At 56.6% G+C, this 19,791-nt stretch carries 15 protein-coding genes, 1 tRNA gene and 2 pseudogenes; 12 read left to right on the top strand and 6 right to left on the bottom strand.

The window, feature by feature from the left end; translation table 11 throughout:
- Nucleotides 1-51: 51 nt before the first annotated feature.
- From pepN to DDT56_RS06910, 3 genes are all read left to right on the top strand, one after another.
- Entirely contained in the window at nucleotides 52-2,667 is a 2,616-nt protein-coding gene (gene pepN, locus DDT56_RS06920) for an aminopeptidase N (protein WP_136165746.1), read from the top strand.
- Between the two features lie 183 nt (nucleotides 2,668-2,850).
- Entirely contained in the window at nucleotides 2,851-3,861 is a 1,011-nt protein-coding gene (gene pyrD / locus DDT56_RS06915; RefSeq protein ID WP_136165745.1) for a quinone-dependent dihydroorotate dehydrogenase, read from the top strand.
- A 186-nt stretch (nucleotides 3,862-4,047) separates the two neighbouring features.
- Nucleotides 4,048-4,617, top strand: a complete 570-nt coding sequence (locus DDT56_RS06910; RefSeq protein WP_136165744.1) for a cell division protein ZapC — start codon at nucleotides 4,048-4,050, stop codon at nucleotides 4,615-4,617.
- A gap of 15 nt (nucleotides 4,618-4,632) precedes the next feature.
- Here DDT56_RS06910 and DDT56_RS06905 read toward each other — a convergent pair whose 3' ends face one another.
- Nucleotides 4,633-5,736, bottom strand: a complete 1,104-nt coding sequence (locus tag DDT56_RS06905) for a YcbX family protein (RefSeq protein WP_136165743.1) — start codon at nucleotides 5,734-5,736, stop codon at nucleotides 4,633-4,635.
- 96 nt (nucleotides 5,737-5,832) lie between these two features.
- Here DDT56_RS06905 and rlmKL point away from each other — a divergent pair, with 96 nt between their 5' ends.
- From rlmKL to rmf, 6 genes are all read left to right on the top strand, one after another.
- A complete protein-coding gene (gene rlmKL / locus DDT56_RS06900) occupies nucleotides 5,833-7,956 on the top strand; it encodes a bifunctional 23S rRNA (guanine(2069)-N(7))-methyltransferase RlmK/23S rRNA (guanine(2445)-N(2))-methyltransferase RlmL (protein WP_210416991.1) in 2,124 nt (707 codons plus the stop codon).
- A 3-nt stretch (nucleotides 7,957-7,959) separates the two neighbouring features.
- Nucleotides 7,960-9,879, top strand: coding sequence for an ABC transporter ATP-binding protein (locus DDT56_RS06895; protein WP_136165741.1), 1,920 nt, complete (start codon nucleotides 7,960-7,962; stop codon nucleotides 9,877-9,879).
- Nucleotides 9,880-9,953: 74 nt separating this feature from the next.
- Entirely contained in the window at nucleotides 9,954-11,225 is a 1,272-nt protein-coding gene (gene pqiA / locus DDT56_RS06890) for a membrane integrity-associated transporter subunit PqiA (protein WP_136165740.1), read from the top strand.
- Nucleotides 11,212-12,858: an intermembrane transport protein PqiB gene (gene pqiB, locus DDT56_RS06885; RefSeq protein ID WP_136165739.1), complete on the top strand. Its 1,647-nt coding sequence runs from the start codon at nucleotides 11,212-11,214 to the stop codon at nucleotides 12,856-12,858. Before pqiA ends, pqiB begins: the two co-directional genes overlap by 14 nt.
- The gene (gene pqiC / locus DDT56_RS06880; protein WP_136165738.1) at nucleotides 12,855-13,418 is read left to right on the top strand and encodes a membrane integrity-associated transporter subunit PqiC; all 564 of its coding nucleotides are present in this window, start codon (nucleotides 12,855-12,857) and stop codon (nucleotides 13,416-13,418) included. Before pqiB ends, pqiC begins: the two co-directional genes overlap by 4 nt.
- A gap of 337 nt (nucleotides 13,419-13,755) precedes the next feature.
- Entirely contained in the window at nucleotides 13,756-13,923 is a 168-nt protein-coding gene (gene rmf / locus DDT56_RS06875; RefSeq protein ID WP_009113168.1) for a ribosome modulation factor, read from the top strand.
- 96 nt (nucleotides 13,924-14,019) lie between these two features.
- On the opposite strand, the gene uxuR is transcribed toward rmf, so the two are convergent.
- Together uxuR and DDT56_RS25180 are read right to left on the bottom strand one after the other, a co-directional pair.
- The gene (uxuR, locus tag DDT56_RS06870; protein ID WP_136165737.1) at nucleotides 14,020-14,799 is read right to left on the bottom strand and encodes a Uxu operon transcriptional regulator; all 780 of its coding nucleotides are present in this window, start codon (nucleotides 14,797-14,799) and stop codon (nucleotides 14,020-14,022) included.
- Nucleotides 14,800-15,130: 331 nt separating this feature from the next.
- A pseudogene (locus tag DDT56_RS25180) lies at nucleotides 15,131-15,430 on the bottom strand (mannitol dehydrogenase family protein); the annotation flags it as partial.
- Here DDT56_RS25180 and DDT56_RS06860 point away from each other — a divergent pair.
- Nucleotides 15,430-15,982 (top strand): annotated as a pseudogene (locus DDT56_RS06860) (TIM-barrel domain-containing protein); the annotation flags it as partial. The pseudogenes DDT56_RS25180 and DDT56_RS06860 overlap by 1 nt on opposite strands.
- A 535-nt stretch (nucleotides 15,983-16,517) precedes the next feature.
- Here DDT56_RS06860 and DDT56_RS06855 read toward each other — a convergent pair.
- Nucleotides 16,518-16,607: transfer RNA gene (locus DDT56_RS06855), tRNA-Ser, on the bottom strand.
- A gap of 270 nt (nucleotides 16,608-16,877) precedes the next feature.
- Here DDT56_RS06855 and DDT56_RS06850 point away from each other — a divergent pair.
- Together DDT56_RS06850 and DDT56_RS06845 are read left to right on the top strand one after the other, a co-directional pair.
- The gene (locus tag DDT56_RS06850; protein WP_136165736.1) at nucleotides 16,878-17,615 is read left to right on the top strand and encodes a phosphatase; all 738 of its coding nucleotides are present in this window, start codon (nucleotides 16,878-16,880) and stop codon (nucleotides 17,613-17,615) included.
- A gap of 32 nt (nucleotides 17,616-17,647) precedes the next feature.
- Nucleotides 17,648-18,217: a TorD/DmsD family molecular chaperone gene (locus tag DDT56_RS06845; protein WP_136165735.1), complete on the top strand. Its 570-nt coding sequence runs from the start codon at nucleotides 17,648-17,650 to the stop codon at nucleotides 18,215-18,217.
- Between the two features lie 51 nt (nucleotides 18,218-18,268).
- Here the strand turns inward: DDT56_RS06845 and DDT56_RS06840 are convergent, their stop codons facing one another.
- Together DDT56_RS06840 and grxB are read right to left on the bottom strand one after the other, a co-directional pair.
- The gene (locus tag DDT56_RS06840; protein WP_136165734.1) at nucleotides 18,269-18,832 is read right to left on the bottom strand and encodes a lipoprotein; all 564 of its coding nucleotides are present in this window, start codon (nucleotides 18,830-18,832) and stop codon (nucleotides 18,269-18,271) included.
- 155 nt (nucleotides 18,833-18,987) lie between these two features.
- Nucleotides 18,988-19,635, bottom strand: coding sequence for a glutaredoxin 2 (grxB, locus tag DDT56_RS06835; protein ID WP_136165733.1), 648 nt, complete (start codon nucleotides 19,633-19,635; stop codon nucleotides 18,988-18,990).
- Nucleotides 19,636-19,791 lie beyond the last annotated feature (156 nt).

Below are 19,791 nucleotides of genomic sequence, written 5' to 3'. Positions count from 1 at the left end.
CAACAGGCATAGACTTGACGGATAAAGCTTATAACGAGGTGAAAACTTTATATGAATCAACAGCCGCAAGTGAAATATCGCCACGACTACCGGGCGCCGGATTACACCATCAGCGAGATAGCGCTGGATTTCGACCTGCACGCCGAGCAGACCAGGGTAAAGGCGGTGAGCCAGGTGACGCTGCAGGGCGAGCAGGGGGCGCCGCTAAAGCTGGACGGCGAAGGCCTGAAGCTGGTGAGCCTGAGCGTGGATGGCGCGTCATGGCCGCATTACCAGCAGCAGGATGGCGGGTTGATACTGACGCAGTTGCCGGCCGAGTTTACGCTGAGCATTGAAACCGAGATCAACCCGGCGGCCAATAGCGCCCTGGAAGGGTTGTACCAGTCGGGCGACGCGCTGTGCACGCAGTGCGAGGCGGAGGGTTTTCGCCATATCACTTATTACCTGGACCGCCCGGACGTGCTGGCGAAATTCACCACGCGCATCACCGCCGACAGGTCGCGCTATCCCTATCTGCTTTCCAACGGCAACCGGATTGCCCAGGGTGAGCTGGCCGACGGCCGGCACTGGATCGAATGGCAGGATCCGTTCCCCAAGCCCTGTTACCTGTTCGCGCTGGTCGCCGGGGATTTTGATCTTCTGGAGGATCGTTTTACCACCCGCTCCGGCCGCGAGGTGGCGCTTGAGCTGTACGTCGATCGCGGCAATCTGGATCGCGCCGGCTGGGCCATGGCCTCGTTGAAGAATGCCATGAAGTGGGACGAAACCCGCTTCGGACTGGAGTATGACCTCGACATTTATATGATTGTCGCGGTGGATTTCTTCAATATGGGGGCGATGGAAAATAAGGGGCTGAACGTATTCAACTCCAAATATGTGCTGGCCAAGGCCGAAACCGCCACCGATAAAGATTATCTGAATATTGAAGCGGTGATCGGCCATGAATATTTCCATAACTGGACCGGCAACCGCGTGACCTGCCGCGACTGGTTCCAACTGAGCCTGAAAGAAGGGCTGACGGTGTTCCGCGATCAGGAGTTCAGCTCCGATCTGGGCTCCCGCGCGGTTAACCGCATTGATAATGTGCGGGTGATGAGAGGGGCGCAGTTTGCCGAGGACGCCAGCCCGATGTCGCACCCGATTCGTCCCGATCAGGTAATAGAAATGAATAACTTCTATACGCTGACCGTATACGAAAAAGGATCGGAAGTGATCCGCATGCTGCACACCCTGCTGGGCGAGGAAAAATTCCAGGCGGGCATGCGGCTTTACTTTGAGCGCCATGACGGCAGCGCGGCGACCTGCGACGATTTTGTTCAGGCGATGGAAGACGCTTCCGGCGTGGATCTGAAACAGTTCCGCCGCTGGTACAGCCAGTCGGGCACCCCGGTGCTGACCATCCGTGACGATTACGATGCGCAATCCCAGCAGTATGTGCTGCATGTCGCCCAGGCGACGCCGGTAGGCGCCGACAAGCAGCCGAAGCTGCCGCTGCATATTCCGCTGGATATTGAATTGTACGATGCTCAAGGCGAGGCGATCCCGCTGCAAAGAAACGGGCAGCCGTTGTCTTCGGTATTGAACGTTACCGAAGCGGAACAGACCTTTATTTTCGATGGGGTTCCCTGTCAGCCGATTCCCTCTTTATTGCGTGAGTTTTCCGCGCCGGTAAAACTGAACTATGCCTGGAGCGACGCACAGCTGACCTTTCTGATGCGCCACGCCAGCAATGCGTTTTCCCGCTGGGACGCGGCGCAGAGCCTGCTGGCGAATTACCTGCGGCTGAATGTCTCCCGTTATCAGCAACAGCAGGCGCTTTCATTGCCCATGCATGTGGTTGACGCGTTCCGCGCCATTTTGCTGGACGACAAGCTGGATCCCATGCTGGCGTCGCAGATCCTGACGCTGCCGAGCGAAAATGAGATCGCCGAACTGTTCGAAACCATCGATCCGACGGCCATCGCCGCCGTGCGCGACGGCATGGTTAGGGCGCTGGCGAAAGAAATGGCGGATGAGTGGCTGGCGGTTTATCGCGCCAACCTGACGCCGCAATACCGTATTGAGCACGGCGATATCGGTAAACGCGCCTTGCGTAATATTTGCCTGTACTATCTGGCGTTTGGCGATGAGACCCAGGCGGATAAGCTGGTGAACGCGCAGTATCGGCAGGCGGATAATATGACCGATTCGCTGGCGGCGCTGTCCGCCGCGGTAAGCGCCCGGTTGCCGGCGCGCGATGCGTTGCTGGCCGACTTTGACGAGCGCTGGCATCAGGACGGTCTGGTGATGGATAAATGGTTTACCCTTCAGGCCACCAGCCCGGCGGCGGATGTGCTGGAACGGGTGCGCGAACTACAGCAGCATCGTTCGTTCAGCCTGAACAATCCCAACCGCCTGCGCGCGCTGATCGGCGCTTTCACCGCCTCAAACCCCGCCGCCTTCCACGCGCAAGACGGCAGCGGTTATCGTTTCCTGACCGAGATCCTGACCGATCTCAATACCCGCAACCCGCAGGTCGCGGCGCGATTAATCGAGCCTTTAATTCGTTTAAAACGCTATGACGCCAAACGGCAGGCGCTGATGCGTCAGGCGCTGGAGCAGTTAAAATCGCTGGAAAATCTGTCCGGCGATCTGTTCGAGAAGATCGGCAAAGCGTTACAGGATTAAAGCCGGGTTCGATATTGCTCTATACGCAGGCCGTTTGGCCTGCGTTTTCCAATGCGCTATTCCTGCCCAAGTAGGAATAGCGCCAGTCGCCGCGCGCAAACGTTTTACTTTCCGCAGTGATGGCACTACCATTTCGCCGTATTCCGACTTTGTTTATTTGCGATTGGGATCTCAGGAGACGATATGTTCTATCCCGTTATCAGGAAAGCTTTATTTCAGCTCGATCCAGAACGAGCGCATGAACTGACCTTCCAGCAATTACGCCGTATCACCAATACCCCTCTCGAATTTCTCGTCCGTCAGTCTGTTCCCACCAAGCCGGTCAACTGCATGGGGCTGTCGTTTAAAAACCCGCTCGGCCTGGCCGCCGGGCTGGATAAAGACGGCGACTGTATTGATGCGCTGGGCGCGATGGGGTTCGGGTTTATTGAAGTGGGCACCGTAACGCCGCGTCCGCAACCCGGAAACGACAAGCCGAGATTGTTCCGTATTGTCGAAGCGGAAGGGCTGATTAACCGCATGGGATTTAATAATCAGGGCGTCGACTATCTGGTTGAGAAGGTAAAAAAATCACGTTTCGGCGGCGTATTAGGGATCAATATCGGTAAAAATAAAGATACGCCGGTAGAGCAGGGAAAAGAGGATTATCTAATCTGCATGGATAAGATCTATCCTTATGCCGGCTATATTGCGATCAATATCTCTTCGCCTAATACGCCGGGATTACGCAGCCTGCAATATGGCGAGGCGCTGGACGATCTTTTACTGGCTATAAAAAATAAGCAGGCCGAGTTAAATGAGAAATATCAGAAATATGTTCCGGTCGCGGTAAAGATCGCGCCGGATCTTTCCGAGGAAGAATTGATCCAGATAGCGGATAGCCTGGTGCGTCATAACATTGACGGGGTTATCGCCACCAATACCACGCTCGATCGAAAATTGATCCAGGGATTAAATTATTGCGGTCAGACCGGGGGATTAAGCGGTCGTCCTTTACAACAGCCCAGTACGGAAATTATCCGTCGGTTATCGCGGGAATTAGCCGGACGCCTGCCGATTATCGGCGTAGGCGGTATTGATTCTCTGATTGCCGCACGGGAAAAGCTGGATGCCGGCGCCACCTTGATCCAGATATATTCCGGCTTTATTTTCCGCGGTCCGAGACTGATTAAAGATATCGTGACACATATTTAATCATTTCTGCCTTTCATTTATCTCCGGGGGGTTTATTTATTCCCCCGGCTAGTCTATATTTTACTCGTTTGCATAAATAAGCTATCAACACCTGCCGGTTTTTTTATTGCATAGTTTCTTATTGCATGGTTTTGCAATCAGCCATTTCCTATTAATAGGTGTAACAAAAGGCGAAGGGTAAATAATATGAAGTTGAAACCTGACGATAACTGGCGCTGGTATTTTGATACCGAACACGATCGGCTGATGCTGGATCTCGCCAACGGCATGTTATTCCGTTCGCGTTTCCCGTCTAAAATGCTAACCCCGGATGCTTTTAATGAATGCGCATTCTGCGTTGAGGACGCGGCTTTATTTTTTACCTATAACGAAAAATGCCAAAAGATGGCATTGAACCGGGATCTTCAGGGCGAGTTAATATTGAATGCGCTGGTCGCCAGCCGCTTTCTCAAACCGCTGATGCCCAAAAGCTGGCATTTTGTGCAGCAGCCTTCAGACGCCGCGCCCGCGCCGCTAACCGGCGATATTGTTCAGGTTCGGCTGACGGAAAATAATGACGCGGCGTATTTTCTGGTCGCCGAGGCCGGCGATAAAGCCAGCCTGTGTCTGCTGGCTCAGGAACAGCTGATGCTGAATGGCAAAATGATGGCGCTGGGGGATGCGATAAAAATCATGCACGACAGATTATCGCCCGTTGCCGTTCAGGATGCGGACGAACAGAAGCCGTCTCCTTTTCAGTACGCCAACGTGGTGTAACGCCCGACATCCTTTTTATTGCAGGCTGATATCGCTTTGCGGAATGCAGCTGCAGGCGAGAATGGCGCCATTTTCGCCAACGGCGCTTTCCTTGAGTGCCGCAACCTCTCCGCCGATCAACGTCAGCTTACAGCAGCCGCATATTCCGGCCCGGCAGGAGTAGGGGATGCGCACCCCATGCTGCTCCAGCTGTTCCAGCAGGATTTGCTGATTGTTTCCCTTCAGGCGTTGTCCCTGATATTCGATGGTTATCCTCTGTTCGCCTTGCGGTTTGAGCGCGACGCTCTCCACGACTTTGCCTGAACCGTAAGGGCGCGGCGGTTTGGTCGCCAGCACTTCCAGCGTATCGCCGACGCGGATAATACCGTCGTTGCGGGCAATAAGATTCAGGCCGAAATCGACGTCGCCGTTTTCCGCGCTGCGGAAGGATTGCAGGGTCGCCAGCGGCTCGGCCGTCGGGTGCTTTCTGCCGCGTTCAATACTGACCGTGGTCAGCACGCAGCGGCTACAGGGTTTGGCGACGTCGAAAATCACCTCGCCGATCCGCACGGTTTGCCAGCTGTCTTCGGCAAACGCCGCAGCGCCGGCCACCACCAGATTAGGGCGGAACTGCTCCAGCCTGACGCCTGCCGGGCAGCGTTGGCGCAGCGTCTGCAAAGAGGCTTCATTGATTAACAGGAAAGGGTATCCGTCGGCGAAAGAGAGCGCGACGTCGGGATGTTTTTTAACCCGGCGTGATGGATTGTCGCCCACCCAGCGCAGCTGGACCGGCCGCCGAAAGTAGCGGCTCAGCCAGCTATTGACGGCGTCGGGGGCCACTCGCGCCGTAAAGTGGTTGCCCCAGACTTCCGTTGGCTGCGGCGCGCCGGCGAAATCGCTAAAGCGTACGCTGGCGGTTTGCCCGTCGGGGGCGCGGATAAACAGGCCGTCCGGCAGCAGGGCCGGGGTAAACAGCACCATTTGCGGATAGTGGCGGGCGGTAATAAAGGTGCCGTCCGGTTGCGTCACCATAAAGCCGCGATCCTGCGCCAGACCGCTTGCCGACGCCACGGCGTGGGATAACTGTAAACCGCGCATGGATTTTACCGGATGGATATAAAGCCGCGTTACGCCGATCACCGCTGACTCCTTGCCGAAGTAAAACGGCAACTTTATGACAAGCGTCGCGGATTAGCTATAATGCGCCTCAATTTTCTTTTTGGTGATGTTGAAGATATGAATGCTCTGTTTGCCAGCACGGCCCGTGGTCTGGAAGAATTGTTAAAAAATGAGCTTGAAGCGCTGGGCGCGCAGGCCTGTGCCGTGGTGCAAGGAGGAGTGCATTTTCAGGGCGATGATCGCCTGTTGTATCAAAGCCTGCTGTGGAGCCGACTGGCGTCGCGCATTTTGCTGCCGCTGAACGAGTTCAAGGTGCATAGCGATCTGGATTTGTACCTCGGCGTACAGGCCATCGACTGGTCGACGATTTTCAGCGTCGACAACACCTTCGCCGTGCATTTTACCGGCACCAACGACGATATCCGCAATAGCCAGTATGGCGCGCTGAAGGTCAAAGACGCCATTGTGGACAGCTTTACCCGCAAAACGGGGCAGCGCCCGGACGTGGCGAAACAGCAGCCGGATATCCGCATCAACGTCTTTTTACAGCGCGATACCGCCAGCGTGGCGTTGGACCTGAGCGGCGAAGGGTTGCATCAGCGCGGTTATCGCCAGCAGGCCGGCCTGGCGCCGCTGAAAGAAAATCTGGCGGCGGCCATCGTGCTGCGTTCCGGCTGGCAAAAAGACACCCCGCTGGTCGACCCGATGTGCGGTTCCGGCACGCTGCTGATTGAAGCGGCGATGATCGCCGCCGATCGCGCGCCCGGTCTGCATCGCACCCATTGGGGCTTTAACGCCTGGCTGCGGCACGACGCCGAACTGTGGCGCGAATTGCTGACGGAAGCGCAGCAGCGCGCGAGACAGGGATTACAGCAAACCTCCGCGCGCTTTTTTGGCTCCGACAACGACCGCCGGGTGATTGAGATAGCCAGGGCTAATGCCCGCCGCGCCGGCGTCGCCGAGTTAATCACCCTGGCGGTGCAAGATGCCGCCCAGCTACGGAATCCGTTGCCGCAGGGACCGGTCGGCACGGTGGTGAGCAATCCGCCGTACGGCGAGCGGCTGGAAAGCGAACCGGCATTGGTTGCGCTGCACAATCTGCTGGGGCGCAAAATGAAAAGCGAGTTCGGCGGCTGGCAACTGTCGTTGTTCAGCGCCTCGCCGGAACTGCTCAGCTGTCTGCAACTGCGCGCCGAACGCCAGTTCAAGGCGAAAAACGGTCCGCTGGACTGCGTGCAGAAGAACTATCAGCTTGCCGCGAGCCAGGGGGAAAAGGAAAACAGCGGCCGCATCGCCGAGGATTTCGCCAACCGTCTGCGCAAAAATCTGCGCAAGCTGGAGAAATGGGCCAGGCAGCAAGGCATTGAATGCTACCGCCTGTACGATGCCGATCTGCCCGACTATAACGTGGCGGTCGACCGCTACGGCAGTTGGGTGGTGGTGCAGGAGTATGCGCCGCCGAAAACCGTGGATGCGCAGAAAGCGCGCCAGCGTTTGTTTGATGTGATTAACGCCACGCTGAGCGTGCTGGATATTCCGTCGAACCAGCTGATTTTAAAAACCCGTGAGCGTCAGAAAGGCAAAAGCCAGTATGAAAAACTGGCGCAAAAGGGCGAATTTTTGCTGGTAACGGAGTATAACGCCAAGCTGTGGGTCAATCTGACCGATTATCTGGACACCGGCCTGTTTCTCGATCACCGCGTAGCCCGCAAAACGCTGGGTGAAATGAGTCAGGGCAAGGATTTTCTCAACCTGTTCGCCTATACCGGCAGCGCCAGCGTACACGCGGGGCTGGGCGGGGCGCGCAGCACCACCACGGTGGATATGTCGCGCACCTATCTGGAGTGGGCGGAAAAAAACCTGCGGGTCAACGGCCTGACCGGGCGCCAGCACCGTCTGATTCATGCCGACTGCCTGTCGTGGCTGCGCGAGGCCAACGAACAGTTTGACGTGATTTTTATCGATCCTCCCACGTTCTCCAACTCGAAACGGATGGAGGAGTCGTTTGACGTACAGCGCGATCATCTGGCGTTGATGAAGGATCTTAAGCGGCTGCTGCGTCGCGGCGGCACCATCATGTTTTCCAACAATAAGCGCGGATTCCGCATGGATATGCCGGGCCTGGCGGCGTTAGGGCTGGCGGCGCGCGAGATTACCGCCGCGACGCAATCAGCGGATTTTGCCCGCAATCGTCAGATTCACAACTGCTGGCTGCTGACGCATGCCGGCGAGGAAAAGTAACAGATGTCATTAATCAGCGTATCGGGCGCATGGCTGTCATTCAGCGATGCCCCGCTGTTAGATAACACAGAACTGCATATTGAAGAAAACGAACGCGTCTGTCTGGTGGGCCGTAACGGCGCCGGCAAGTCAACGCTGCTGAAAATACTGGCGCGGGAAATTCCGCTGGATGACGGGCGGATCGTCTACGAGCAGGACCTGATCGTGGCGCGCTTGCAACAGGATCCGCCGCGTGATATCGCCGGCACGGTATTCGATTTTGTGGCGGAAGGCGTCGCCGCCCAGGCGGATTATCTGAAGAATTACCACGCGACGCTGCGCCTGGTGGAAACGGATCCCAGTGAAAAGAATCTGAATCAGCTGGCGAAATTGCAGGATATTCTTGAACATCAGGGGCTGTGGCAGTTGGAAAGCCGCATCCACGAAGTGCTGGAGCAGCTCGGTCTGAGCGCCGACGCGCCGCTGGCCTCGCTGTCCGGCGGCTGGCTGCGTAAAGCGGCGCTGGGGCGCGCGCTGGTCAGTTCGCCCAGGGTGCTGCTGCTGGATGAGCCCACCAACCATCTGGATATTGAAACCATCGACTGGCTGGAAACCTTTCTGAAAACCTTTCAGGGCAGCATCGTATTTATCTCCCACGACCGTTCCTTTATTCGCAATATGGCGACCCGCATTGTCGATCTGGATCGCGGTAAGCTGGTTTCCTGGCCGGGCAACTACGATAAGTATCTGCAAGGGAAAGAAGAGGCCCTGCGGGTGGAAGATCTGCAAAACGCCGAGTTCGATCGCAAACTGGCGCAGGAAGAAGTGTGGATCCGCCAGGGCATCAAGGCGAGGCGTACCCGTAACGAGGGCCGGGTGCGGGCGCTGAAAGCCATGCGTCAGGAGCGTTCCCAGCGCCGTGAAGTGATGGGTTCCGCGAAAATGCAGGTGGAAGAGGCGGCGCGTTCCGGCAAGATTGTTTTCGAACTGGAAGCGGTTAACTACCAGATTGACAACAAAATTCTGGCCCGCAATTTCTCCGCTCAGGTGCAGCGCGGCGATAAAATCGCCCTGGTGGGGCCGAACGGCTGCGGTAAAACCACGCTGTTGAAGCTGATGCTGGGGGAACTGACGCCCACCGGCGGACGGGTTCACTGCGGCACCAAACTGGAAGTGGCTTATTTCGATCAGCACCGCGCCGAGCTGGATCCGGAACGTACCGTGATGGATAACCTGACGGAAGGCAAACAGGAGGTGATGGTCAACGGCCGTCCGCGTCATGTGCTGGGATACCTGCAGGACTTTCTGTTCCACCCGAAACGCGCGATGACGCCGGTTAAAGCCCTCTCCGGCGGCGAGCGCAACCGCTTATTGCTGGCGCGCTTGTTTCTGAAACCCAGTAATCTGCTGATCCTCGATGAGCCCACCAACGATCTGGATGTGGAAACGCTGGAGCTGCTGGAAGAGTTGATCGACGGCTATCAGGGAACCGTGCTGCTGGTCAGTCACGATCGCCAGTTTGTCGATAATTCGGTGACGGAATGCTGGATCTTCGAAGGCGACGGGGAGATCTCCCGTTATGTCGGTGGTTACTACGACGCCCGGAAGCAGCGCGCCGAGTCAATTCCGTTGCGTAGCGCGCCGGCGTCATCCGCGCCGAATCACTCATCTGCAGCGTCCGGCAGCACTTCCGCACAGCCCGCTAAACGCAATTCGGCAAAACTGAGCTATAACCAACAGCGCGAGTTGGATCAACTGCCGTTGCAAATCGAGCAGTTGGAGCAGCGGATTGACGCGCTGCAAACACAAATGAGCGATGCCGGTTTTTACAACCGTCCGTATGAAGAGACCCAGCCGGTGCTGACGGCTTTGGCGGAAGCGGAAAAAAACCTGGAGTCCTGCTTTGCACGTTGGGAAGAACTTGAAGCGCAAAGGAACGGCTAATATTTAGCAACAGATGGCCTGATGTCGCCGCGATGGCGACATCAGGCGTATTCCTTTAAGGAGATTGGCTAAAAGTGTGTTCCCACCAGCATCACCATCATGATGACTACATGCTCTGCCCGCACTGCGATTTGTTGGTGCAACTGCCGGCGCTGTCCCATGGGCAAAAAGCGGTTTGTCCCCGTTGTAAAGCGGCATTGACCGGTCATCAGGCGGAGCCCGGTAAACGCCCGCTCGGTTATGCGATCGGCGCATTATTTATGCTGCTGCTGGCAAACCTCTTTCCGTTCGTAAGTATGCGGGTGGCGGGAATCACCAGTGAAATCAACCTGGTGGAAATCGCCAAAGTGATGGTGGCGGAAGATTACGCCAGCGTCGCCACGCTGTTTATGCTATTTGTGCAGTTGGTTCCCGCTTTTTGTATGCTAACGGCGATTCTGCTTTGTCTGCATGTCGCTTTGCCGTTGCCGTTGAAAAAAGTGATGGCCAAGGTGCTGTTTCAGCTAAAAAGCTGGGGTATGGCGGAAATTTTTCTCGCCGGCGTATTGGTCAGCTTCGTCAAACTGATGGCCTACGGGGACATCGGCATCGGCACCAGCTTTATGCCTTTTGTGCTGTTTTGCGTGTTGCAACTGCTGGCGTTTCAAAGCCTGGATCGCCGCTGGCTATGGAATGAGATCGCTCCGCCGCCGGATTTGGATGCGGCGCCGCAAACGGGCGTCAGCGGGTTGTCGCAGGGATTGCGCTCCTGTACGTGCTGTACGGCGATATTGCCTGCCGAACGGTTGGTCTGCCCGCGCTGTCACAGCCGCGGACATGCGCGCAGGAAGCACAGTTTGCAGTGGACGATGGCGCTATTGATAACCTCGATAATGCTTTATATCCCTTCGAATCTGATGCCCATCATGATCACCGAATCCCTGGGCAATCAAATGGGATCGACCATTATGTCCGGCGTTATCCTGCTGTGGGGAAGCGGCTCATATCCGGTGGCGCTGGTGATTTTTATCGCCAGTATCATGGTGCCGACGCTGAAGATGCTGGCGTTAGGGTGGTTGTGCTGGAGCGTGCACGGCAGGGAAAAACGGGATCGTGAACGTTTGCATGTGGTGTATGAAATCGTCGAATTTGTCGGACGCTGGTCAATGATTGATGTGTTTGTGATTGCCGTGCTGTCGGCGCTGGTGCGAATCGGGCGTCTGATGAGCATTTATCCCGCCATTGGCGCGCTGTTGTTTGCTTCCGTGGTGATTCTGACTATGGTTGCCGCCATGACATTTGATCCCCGGTTACTGTGGGATCGCCGTGAAGTTTTTCATAAGGAGTCCTCCGTTGACGAAAGATAAATACGCCGTTGCGGATGTAGAAACGATTAAACGCTGGTCGCCGGTGTGGATTGTTCCCATTGTTACGGTGCTGATCGGGGCGTGGATATTATTTTATCATTTCAGCCATCAGGGTCCGCAAATTACCCTGTTGACCAAAAATGCCGAGGGCATCGAGGCCGGGAAAACCACCATCAAAAGCCGCAGCGTTGACGTCGGCGTGGTGGAAAGCGTGACGCTGAGCGACAATCTTCACCAGGTGGAAATCAAGGCGCGCCTGCATGATGGCATGGATAAGCTGCTGAAGGAGGATTCGGCGTTCTGGGTGGTTAAACCGCAGGTGGGACGTGCGGGGATCTCCGGTTTGGGCACCTTGCTGTCGGGCGTTTATATCGAGATTCAGCCGGGGGCGCACGGCGAGGAGAAAAAGGAATTCACCCTGCTTGATACCCCGCCTCTGGCATCTCCCGACGCCAAAGGCATTCGCATTGTCCTTGATAGCGAGCAGTCCGGTCAGCTAAACGTCGGCGATCCGGTGCTGTTTCGCGGTTACCGCGTCGGCTCGGTCGAAACCAGCGAGTTTGATCCCAAGGCGCGGAAAATTCGCTATCAGCTGTTTATCTCCGCGCCTTACGACATCCTGGTGACCAGCAACGTTCGCTTCTGGAAAGACAGCGGCGTGGCGTTCGATATGTCCGCCCAGGGGATGCGGGTGGAGATGGGATCGCTGGCCACGCTGTTCAGCGGCGGCGTCAGCTTTGACGTGCCGTCCGGCTGGGAGCTGGGCAATGTCGCCACGCCGTTGGCCGAATATAAGCTCTTTGACGACCAGCGCAGCATTCAGGATTCCCTGTACACCGAGTACAAGGAGTACCTGATGTTCTTCAATGAATCGGTGCGCGGTTTGCAGGCGGGGGCGCCGGTTGAATTCCGCGGCATTCGGTTGGGAACGGTGGCTCAGGTGCCGTTTTTCACCAAGGATCTGAAACAGGATATTGATAACGATTACCGGATTCCGGTGCTTATCCGCATCGAGCCGGACCGCTTCGCCAAAGATCTGGGGGACGACTTCAACTTTGAACAGCATCTGTCCCAGTCTCAGCCGCTGGGATTGCGGGCGGCGTTAAAAAGCGCCAATCTTCTTACCGGCTCGCTGTTTATCGATATTGATTTCTATCCGCAGGAAAAATCCAACGGTAAGCTGGTCACCATCGACGGCTATCCGGTATTGCCGACCGTTGGCGGAGGGCTGTCGCAAATTCAGCAAAAACTGATGGCGGTGCTGGATAAGATCAACGGGTTGCCGCTCGATCCCATGGTTAATGAAGCCACCCGGACGCTGGCGGAAAGTCAGGCAACGCTGCGGGAAATGCAAAAAACGCTGGCTTCGCTGAACAAGATCACCGCCAGCAAGGCGATGCAGGATCTGCCGCAGGATATGCAGCAGACCCTGCGTGAGCTGAATCGCAGCATGAAGGGCTTCCAGCCGGGTTCTCCGGCGTATAACAAGATGCTGGGCGATATGCAGCGCCTGGATCAGGTACTGCGCGAGCTACAGCCGGTGCTGCGCACCCTGAATGAGAAGAGCAACGCCCTGGTGTTTGAGGCATCGGGCAGCGAAGATCCTCAACCGAAGAAGGCGAAAAAACAATGATGAAAGGATGGACTCTGGCGTTGGCGCTGCTGCTGACCGCCTGCGGCGGCGGCTCGCAAAAGACCTACTACCAGTTACCGGCTACTTCGGAGGCGGTGGCGCCGGTTGAGAAGACGCAAAACGGCCGGCAACTGTGGCTGGAACACGTCAGCGTGGCGGACTATCTGGCTAACGCCGGTCTGGTCTACCAGACCAACGATGTGCAGTATGTCATTGCCAGCAATAATCTCTGGGCCAGTCCGCTGGACCAGCAGCTTCAGCAATCGCTGGTGGCGAACCTGGGGCGCAGCATGCCGGGATGGCTGGTGACGACGCAGCCGCAAGGCGGCGAGCAGTCGGTGCTGAATATCTCGGTGACCGCTTTTCACGGCCGCTACGACGGTAACGTCGTCATCGGCGGGGAATGGGTGCTGAACCATCAGGGTCAGGTGCGTAAACAGCCGTTTAATGTGGTGCTGCCGCAGTCCGAAGACGGCTATGATGCGCTGGTCAGAACATTGGCGCAGGGATGGCGGGAGGTCGCTCAATCCATCGCCCGGCAGGCCGCCTCCGCAGACTGACATCCGTCATCGCCATGCCTCTGGAGGGGATATGCGACGCGGCATATCGCTTTCAGAGGCTTTATTTTTGTGGCGCGCCATCCCTGGCCGCCTTCTTACGGGCCGTCGCCGGGGGCGACGTCAAAAAACGCTCCCGGCGTTTTTTTGCCTTACTCAAGCGGTTCGTTGCGTCTCTATTTTCCGTTACGGAAAACTCCCATTCTGGCTCACAAATGTGACATTGGCGTGAATTTTGCGCCTTGACCTTTGAGCGCATAGTGGCTATTCATAGTCTGTGGTTGCTTATTAAGTAATCACTGTTTTCTTTCCACCAGATTAATAATGAGGGAAATAAGGCATGAAGAGACAGAAACGCGATCGCCTTGAAAGGGCTCATTCACGTGGTTATCAAGCGGGTATTTCCGGCAGACCGAGAGAGCTTTGTCCGTATCAATCGATAAACGCCCGGTCCTACTGGTTGGGAGGCTGGCGACAGGCCATGGAGGATAAGGCCGTTACCGCTTAACGTGCCTTGTCATTAATGAGGGAGCAGCCTCCGCATATCGCGGGGGCTTTTTTATAGGCTGCGGTCGTCGCAGGCGACTGCCCGCCGCCGGATCGCTTAACGCACTTCCTGGCTATTGGCGACATCCAGCGGCCAGGATTCGAACAGATAGCCATCGAAGTCAATATCATCGACATTGGAGAACTCCAGCAGTCGCTGTTTTACATTCTCCAGATGCTGCCACATGGCGAATTTCGCCGCCCGCGCGTCTTTTTTGATCAGCGCGGCGAGGATTTTTTTATGATCCTCCAGCCACTGTTTACGATAGTGGGTATTTACCAGATGCCGATGCAGCTGGTTCCACATCACGTTATTTTCGCGCCACTGCCACGACTGTTTAAATAGCTCGACCAGCATGCTGTTATGCGTCGCTTCGGCGATTGCCAGATGAAAATTGCGGTCGCCGTTTTCGGTTTCATTTACCGCGCCGGAAGCCAGCTCTTTCTCTTCCAGCGCCAGCGCCTGACGCATTTTGATAATGTCTTCGCGCGTCGCCTGCAGCGCGGCGAACTCGGCGATATTGCTCTCCAGCAACTGGCGCGCCTGCAACATTTCAAACGGTCCTGCGTCATTACAGCTGTCTGGCGGGGTCGTCGGCTGCGCCGGGCTGTCGCTAATCACAAAGATCCCCGCGCCGCGCCGCACTTCGATCAAACCTTCCAGTTCCAGCATAATCAGCGCTTCACGCACCAGCGTACGGGTGACGTCCAGCAGCGCGGCGATCTCACGTTCCGGCGGCAGCCGTTCGCCCACCGCATACTGTTTTTGCGTAATCATATTACGAAGCATTTCCCCCACTTCCTGGTAAGGGCGCTGTGGTGAGGTCGGTGTTTTCATCGCGTTGTTTTTCTGCTGGTTAATGGATTAATGAGTTCGGTTACTTTCGCCAGACTATAGCATACCGGACATGACGGATATCTGCCCTGTCGCCGCATTTTACTGCATGAGGCGGCCGGAGCGGGCTTATGCCGCCGGCAAGGAAAAGTAGCGTTCTGCGTTGCGGTAGCGTAAATGGGGTCATAAGGGCGCGCTCAGTGATTCGACGGCCGCGCGCGCCGGACTGGCACAGTTGTTGGTAAGCCTGCCGCAGCGCGGCGGCGAAGGCCGTATTAGCCGGTAAATCCGCGCCGAAAACGGCGCTGATGGCGAGCAGGGCGCTGACGCGTGCCGCCGCCCGGCGGTACGCCGGATTAGTCATGGTTTCAGCGATGGTCTGATAGCCGCCGAGATAACCGAGGTAGGCGAGAAATGAGTGGCTGCCATTCAGCATACGCAGTTTCATCAGTTCGAACGGCGCGACATCCGCAACAAACCGCGCACCGACCAGATCCCAGTCCGGACGGCCATTGACGAAATTGTCTTCAATCACCCACTGGCGAAACGGTTCGCAGGCGATGGCGCAGGGATCGTATGCGCCGAGCAGCGCGGCGCTTTCCTGCAGACTCTCTTCCGTGGCGGCGGGCACAGAGCCTGTCGGGCCTGTACAATGTCGGCCACGATGTCGGCGGTTTCTCTGGCGATAAACCCGATGCGGAACTGTTTGTTCGCTGGGTGCAGAATGGCGTGATGCATCCGCGTTTTACCATCCATTCATGGAATGACGATCGTACAGCGGCGGCCAGCGGATCACGCTGGATGCGCCGCTGGAAAAACTGCCCCTGCTGGTACGTGCCGGCGCCGGGCTGCCATTAAGCCGGCGTCTGCGCCATGTTGATGCCCAGGCCGATGACCAGCGTGAACTGCAGCTGTTCCCGCTACAGGGCAGAGGGGTGACGATGGCGTGCTGTTTGAAGATGATGGCGAATCCTGGGGCTATCAGCAGGGCGACGCGCTGTGGCTGAACTGGCAGATGGAGAGCGATGCGGATGCCATTCGCATCGGTTTTAACGCTGAAGGCAACTATCGGCCGGCATGGCGTCAGCTGAAAATATCCCTGCCGGCAGATGAACGGCGTCGGCTGTTTGTTGATGGCGTGGAGGTGAACGCGGGTCAGGCGGAGTATGTGTTAGCCCGCGTGTAGCCCTGGCGAGGCGTCCCATCAACGAATAAAAGAAAACACCCCTGACTTGCGGCGGCGGCGGTGGGATTGACTCGCGCCCTCCATGGCGCTCGCCCTGCGGGCCGCCGTTGGCGGTCCAAAACGGCAGTCCTGCCGTTTTGTCGAACCCTGACGAGGCTCCTCGTCAGTCCCATCAACGAATAAAAGAAAACACCCCTGACTTGCAGCGGCGGCGGCGGGATTGACTCGCGCCCTCCATGGCGCTCGCCCTGCGGGCCGCCGTTGGCGGTCCAAAACGGCAGTCCTGCCGTTTTGTCGAACCCTGACGAGGCTCCTCGTCAGTCCCATCAACGAATAAAAGAAAACACCCCTGACTTGCAGCGGCGGCGGCGGGATTGACTCGCGCCCTCCATGGCGCTCGCCCTGCGGGCCGCCGTTGGCGGTCCAAAACGGCAGTCCTGCCGTTTTGTCGAACCCTGGCGAGGCTTCTCGTCAGTCCCATCAACGAATAAAAGAAAGCCCCCTTGAGCTTTGCTCAAGGGGGCTTTCTTTTATATGGCGGTGAGGGAGGGATTCGAACCCTCGATACGTTTTCACGTATACACACTTTCCAGGCGTGCTCCTTCAGCCTCTCGGACACCTCACCGGGGGTCGCCTTAGCGGCGGACGGCGCTAATGTAGGAAAATTGCCGAACAGCGTCAATAAACTTCTGCCGCCGTGGCGTTCGTTTAGCTAAAGTTAACGCAATTTGTTGCTTTACTAGCCATTTTTTCCCTTTGTCCGTTTAAAATCGCTTTTGATGCGCCCAGTAAAATGTTTGTTTTTTGTTAAATTAAGGTTGCTTTATGGTTCGCCGGCTGCGCGCAAAGCACAAAAATGTTATGCTGCCCGCTAAACGCTGACTGAGGAGAAATCATGTATCCCGTCGATTTACATATGCATACCGTTGCCAGCACTCACGCCTACAGTACGCTGCATGACTATATCGCCGAGGCGAAGCAAAAGCAGATCCGCCTGTTCGCCATTACCGATCATGGCCCCGATATGGCTGATGCGCCGCACTACTGGCACTTTATGAACATGCGGGTCTGGCCGCGTCTGGTGGACGGCGTGGGCATTTTGCGCGGAATCGAGGCCAATATTAAAAACGTGGCGGGGGAGATTGATTGCACCGGACCGATGCTGGACCAGGTGGATTTAATTATCGCCGGTTTTCATGAGCCGGTATTTCCGCCTCAGGATAAAGAGACCCATACCGCCGCGATGATCGCCACGATGGCCAATGGCGATGCGCATATTATCAGCCATCCCGGCAACCCTAAATTTCCCGTCGATATTCGCGCCATCGCCGAAGCCGCCGCCCAATATAATGTGGCTCTGGAACTGAATAACTCCTCCTTTATGCATTCGCGCAAAGGCAGCGAACCCAACTGCCGGGCCATCGCCGCCGCGGTGCGTGATGCCGGCGGCTGGTTGTCTTTAGGTTCCGACTCCCATATCGCCTTTTCCCTGGGCGATTTCACCCACTGCGCGCGTATTTTGCAGGAAGTGGATTTCCCGCCGGAGCGGGTGTTAAACGCCAGTCCCCGGCGGGTGTTGGACTTCCTCGAACAGCGGGGAAGGCCGGCCATCGCCGAATTTGCTGATTTGTGACAATGTCACGTAATAATTGACGGGTTTTCTGCATGAATGAGTTCTCGATTGTCTGCCGCATCCTGGGCACCCTGTTTTATCGTCACCCTGAGGATCCGCTGGTGGCGCCGCTGTTTACGCTGCTCAAAGAGGGCAAGCTCCAGCAGCATTGGCCGCTGGAACAGGATGCGCTGCTGGCGCGTTTGCAAAAGGGATATGACATTGCCGCCATGGCGGCGGATTACCAGTCCCTGTTTGTCGGCGCGGATTGCGCGGTATCCCCCTGGCGCTCGGCGTATGAAACGGCGTCAGACGCGGCGCAGGTGCGGTCCTTTTTGCAACAGCGCGGTATGCCGCTGAACGACGGGGCCGTCGACCACTTCGGCGGGCTGCTGCTGGCGGCGTCATGGCTGGAAGATCAGGCGGAGGAGGACGAAACCGCCGCGCAGATCGCCCTGTTCGACGAGTATCTGCTGCCGTGGAGCAGCCGCTTTTTAGGGAAAGTGGAAAGCCATGCCGCCACGGCGTTTTACCGCACCCTGGCGGTGGTGTGCCGTGAAGCGCTTGAAGCCATGCGTGATGAACTGGATGAAGCCGACGAAGCGTCGGATAACGTCGAGTAGCGAGTTCAGGCGGGGATCAGGTGACGGCAAGGCCGTCACCTGAAGCGCGCGTCAGTCGGTAAACAGAATAACGATTTGCCCCGGTTTAATCTCGATACCTTTGGCCATTTTCTTCGCCAACGCCTCGGTGGTGCTGTTATCCGCATTCAGAATATAGGCCGGTTTCTGTTCGAAATAGCTTTTCAGCGACTGGTTCAGATAGGGACTCAGGGTCTTGATGATGGCCTGCATCTTTTCGGGCTGCACGCTGTAATCCACCAGCTCCATCTCTTTGAGGTAGATAGCCCCCTGGGCTTTATCAAACACCGGCTGCGCCTTCAGCGTCAGCTTCATGTCGGCGGTCTGGTTGCCCAGCAGGGAGGCGATATCCACCTTGGCGTTGCCGGATAGGGTGATTTTTCCCGGTTCGGCTCTGCCGATTTGACTGGCCAGATCGGTTAACACAATATTGGCGTCCACCACGCCCGGCATGCCCAGCTGCTTCTGAAAGTCGTTATGCTTTTGCAGATATTGGTTGATTTCCTGCTCGTTAAGCGTGTACTGCGTCAGCTTGTTGCAGCCGCCCAGGGTAAATGCCAGCAGCAATGCCGCGGCCGCGAATCCCAACTTCTTCATTCTTCCAACCTCAATGATTATTTCTCGGTGTGTAATCTCGCCATTGCAGTCTGTACCGCCAGGGACGGGTTCACCAATCGGATAGCCCTGAAAGTGAATCATAATGATGAGCCGTTTCGGCGCCAAACGGCTCATCAGGTTGCCTGCCGTTTTATTTATTGCGCCAGGCTGCTTAGCAAGGTGATCTGCGTTTGTTTGGCCATATTGTCACGGTAGGCGGCGACGCGTGACGGCGGGGTGACGCCGGCGACGATGGAGAGGGAACGCAACAGCGGGAACAGATGAATATCGTCGGTGGATAATTCTCCGTTACAGGCGTTGGGCTGGACAATCAGCGGATCCAGATCCGTCAGATCGTTATTCAGCTTTTTAATCAGCCCGGCGGAGTGGCTGAGATGATCGTCAAAGCTGCCCAGCTGCGCCTCTTTCTTATTGATAAAGTACTGCCGGGCCGACGCGGAGGCGAATTCCTCAAACGCCGCGCGGGCAAAACGCGGAATAATCAGGCGGGAGGTATAGTCGGATACCTTACGCAGCCAGGCGTCGATCGCCGGATTCGACGGGCCGGTCAACAGCGGTTGCTTGTCGTAGTTATCAATGTAATGAACGATATCCATACTTTCAGGCATATAGCTGCCATCGTCTTTTTGCAGGATCGGCACCATTTTCTGGCCGATCAGCCTTTTAGGCGTCTCTTCATCGTCATTGGCTAAAATTTGCAGTTCGACAGGGATATTCTTCAGGCCGAAAATCATGCGCGCTTTTACGCAGTAAGGGCAGTGATCGTAAATGTATAATTTCATACTCGCTATCCTCTAATCCACTGAGAAGACAATGACCGCCAAAGCGGCCGCAAACGGTGTTTGCCGTCCCGCGACGGCATAACAATCGATTGAATGTATGGGGAAAGTATGGGGTGCAATACCCGCGAGATCAAATGCGTCGCCAAAACGGCGACG

The sequence above is a fragment of the Brenneria corticis genome (genome assembly GCF_003115855.1).
Taxonomy (GTDB): Bacteria; Pseudomonadota; Gammaproteobacteria; order Enterobacterales; family Enterobacteriaceae; genus Brenneria; species Brenneria corticis.
The sequence above is the reverse complement of the archived record's forward strand: the minus strand, read 5'-3'. Positions and strand labels throughout refer to the sequence as shown.

Excerpts from the sequence above, each read along its gene's own strand:
- DDT56_RS06850 (WP_136165736.1), top strand. The coding sequence starts at position 16,878 with ATGTATCCCGTCGATTTACATATGCATACCGTTGCCAGCACTCACGCC.
- DDT56_RS06895 (WP_136165741.1), top strand. The coding sequence starts at position 7,960 with ATGTCATTAATCAGCGTATCGGGCGCATGGCTGTCATTCAGCGATGCC.
- pyrD (WP_136165745.1), top strand. The coding sequence starts at position 2,851 with ATGTTCTATCCCGTTATCAGGAAAGCTTTATTTCAGCTCGATCCAGAA.
- rlmKL (WP_210416991.1), top strand. The coding sequence starts at position 5,833 with ATGAATGCTCTGTTTGCCAGCACGGCCCGTGGTCTGGAAGAATTGTTA.
- DDT56_RS06910 (WP_136165744.1), top strand. The coding sequence starts at position 4,048 with ATGAAGTTGAAACCTGACGATAACTGGCGCTGGTATTTTGATACCGAA.
- grxB (WP_136165733.1), bottom strand. The coding sequence starts at position 19,635 with ATGAAATTATACATTTACGATCACTGCCCTTACTGCGTAAAAGCGCGC.
- rmf (WP_009113168.1), top strand. The coding sequence starts at position 13,756 with ATGAAGAGACAGAAACGCGATCGCCTTGAAAGGGCTCATTCACGTGGT.
- pepN (WP_136165746.1), top strand. The coding sequence starts at position 52 with ATGAATCAACAGCCGCAAGTGAAATATCGCCACGACTACCGGGCGCCG.
- pqiC (WP_136165738.1), top strand. The coding sequence starts at position 12,855 with ATGATGAAAGGATGGACTCTGGCGTTGGCGCTGCTGCTGACCGCCTGC.
- DDT56_RS06840 (WP_136165734.1), bottom strand. The coding sequence starts at position 18,832 with ATGAAGAAGTTGGGATTCGCGGCCGCGGCATTGCTGCTGGCATTTACC.
- uxuR (WP_136165737.1), bottom strand. The coding sequence starts at position 14,799 with ATGAAAACACCGACCTCACCACAGCGCCCTTACCAGGAAGTGGGGGAA.
- DDT56_RS06845 (WP_136165735.1), top strand. The coding sequence starts at position 17,648 with ATGAATGAGTTCTCGATTGTCTGCCGCATCCTGGGCACCCTGTTTTAT.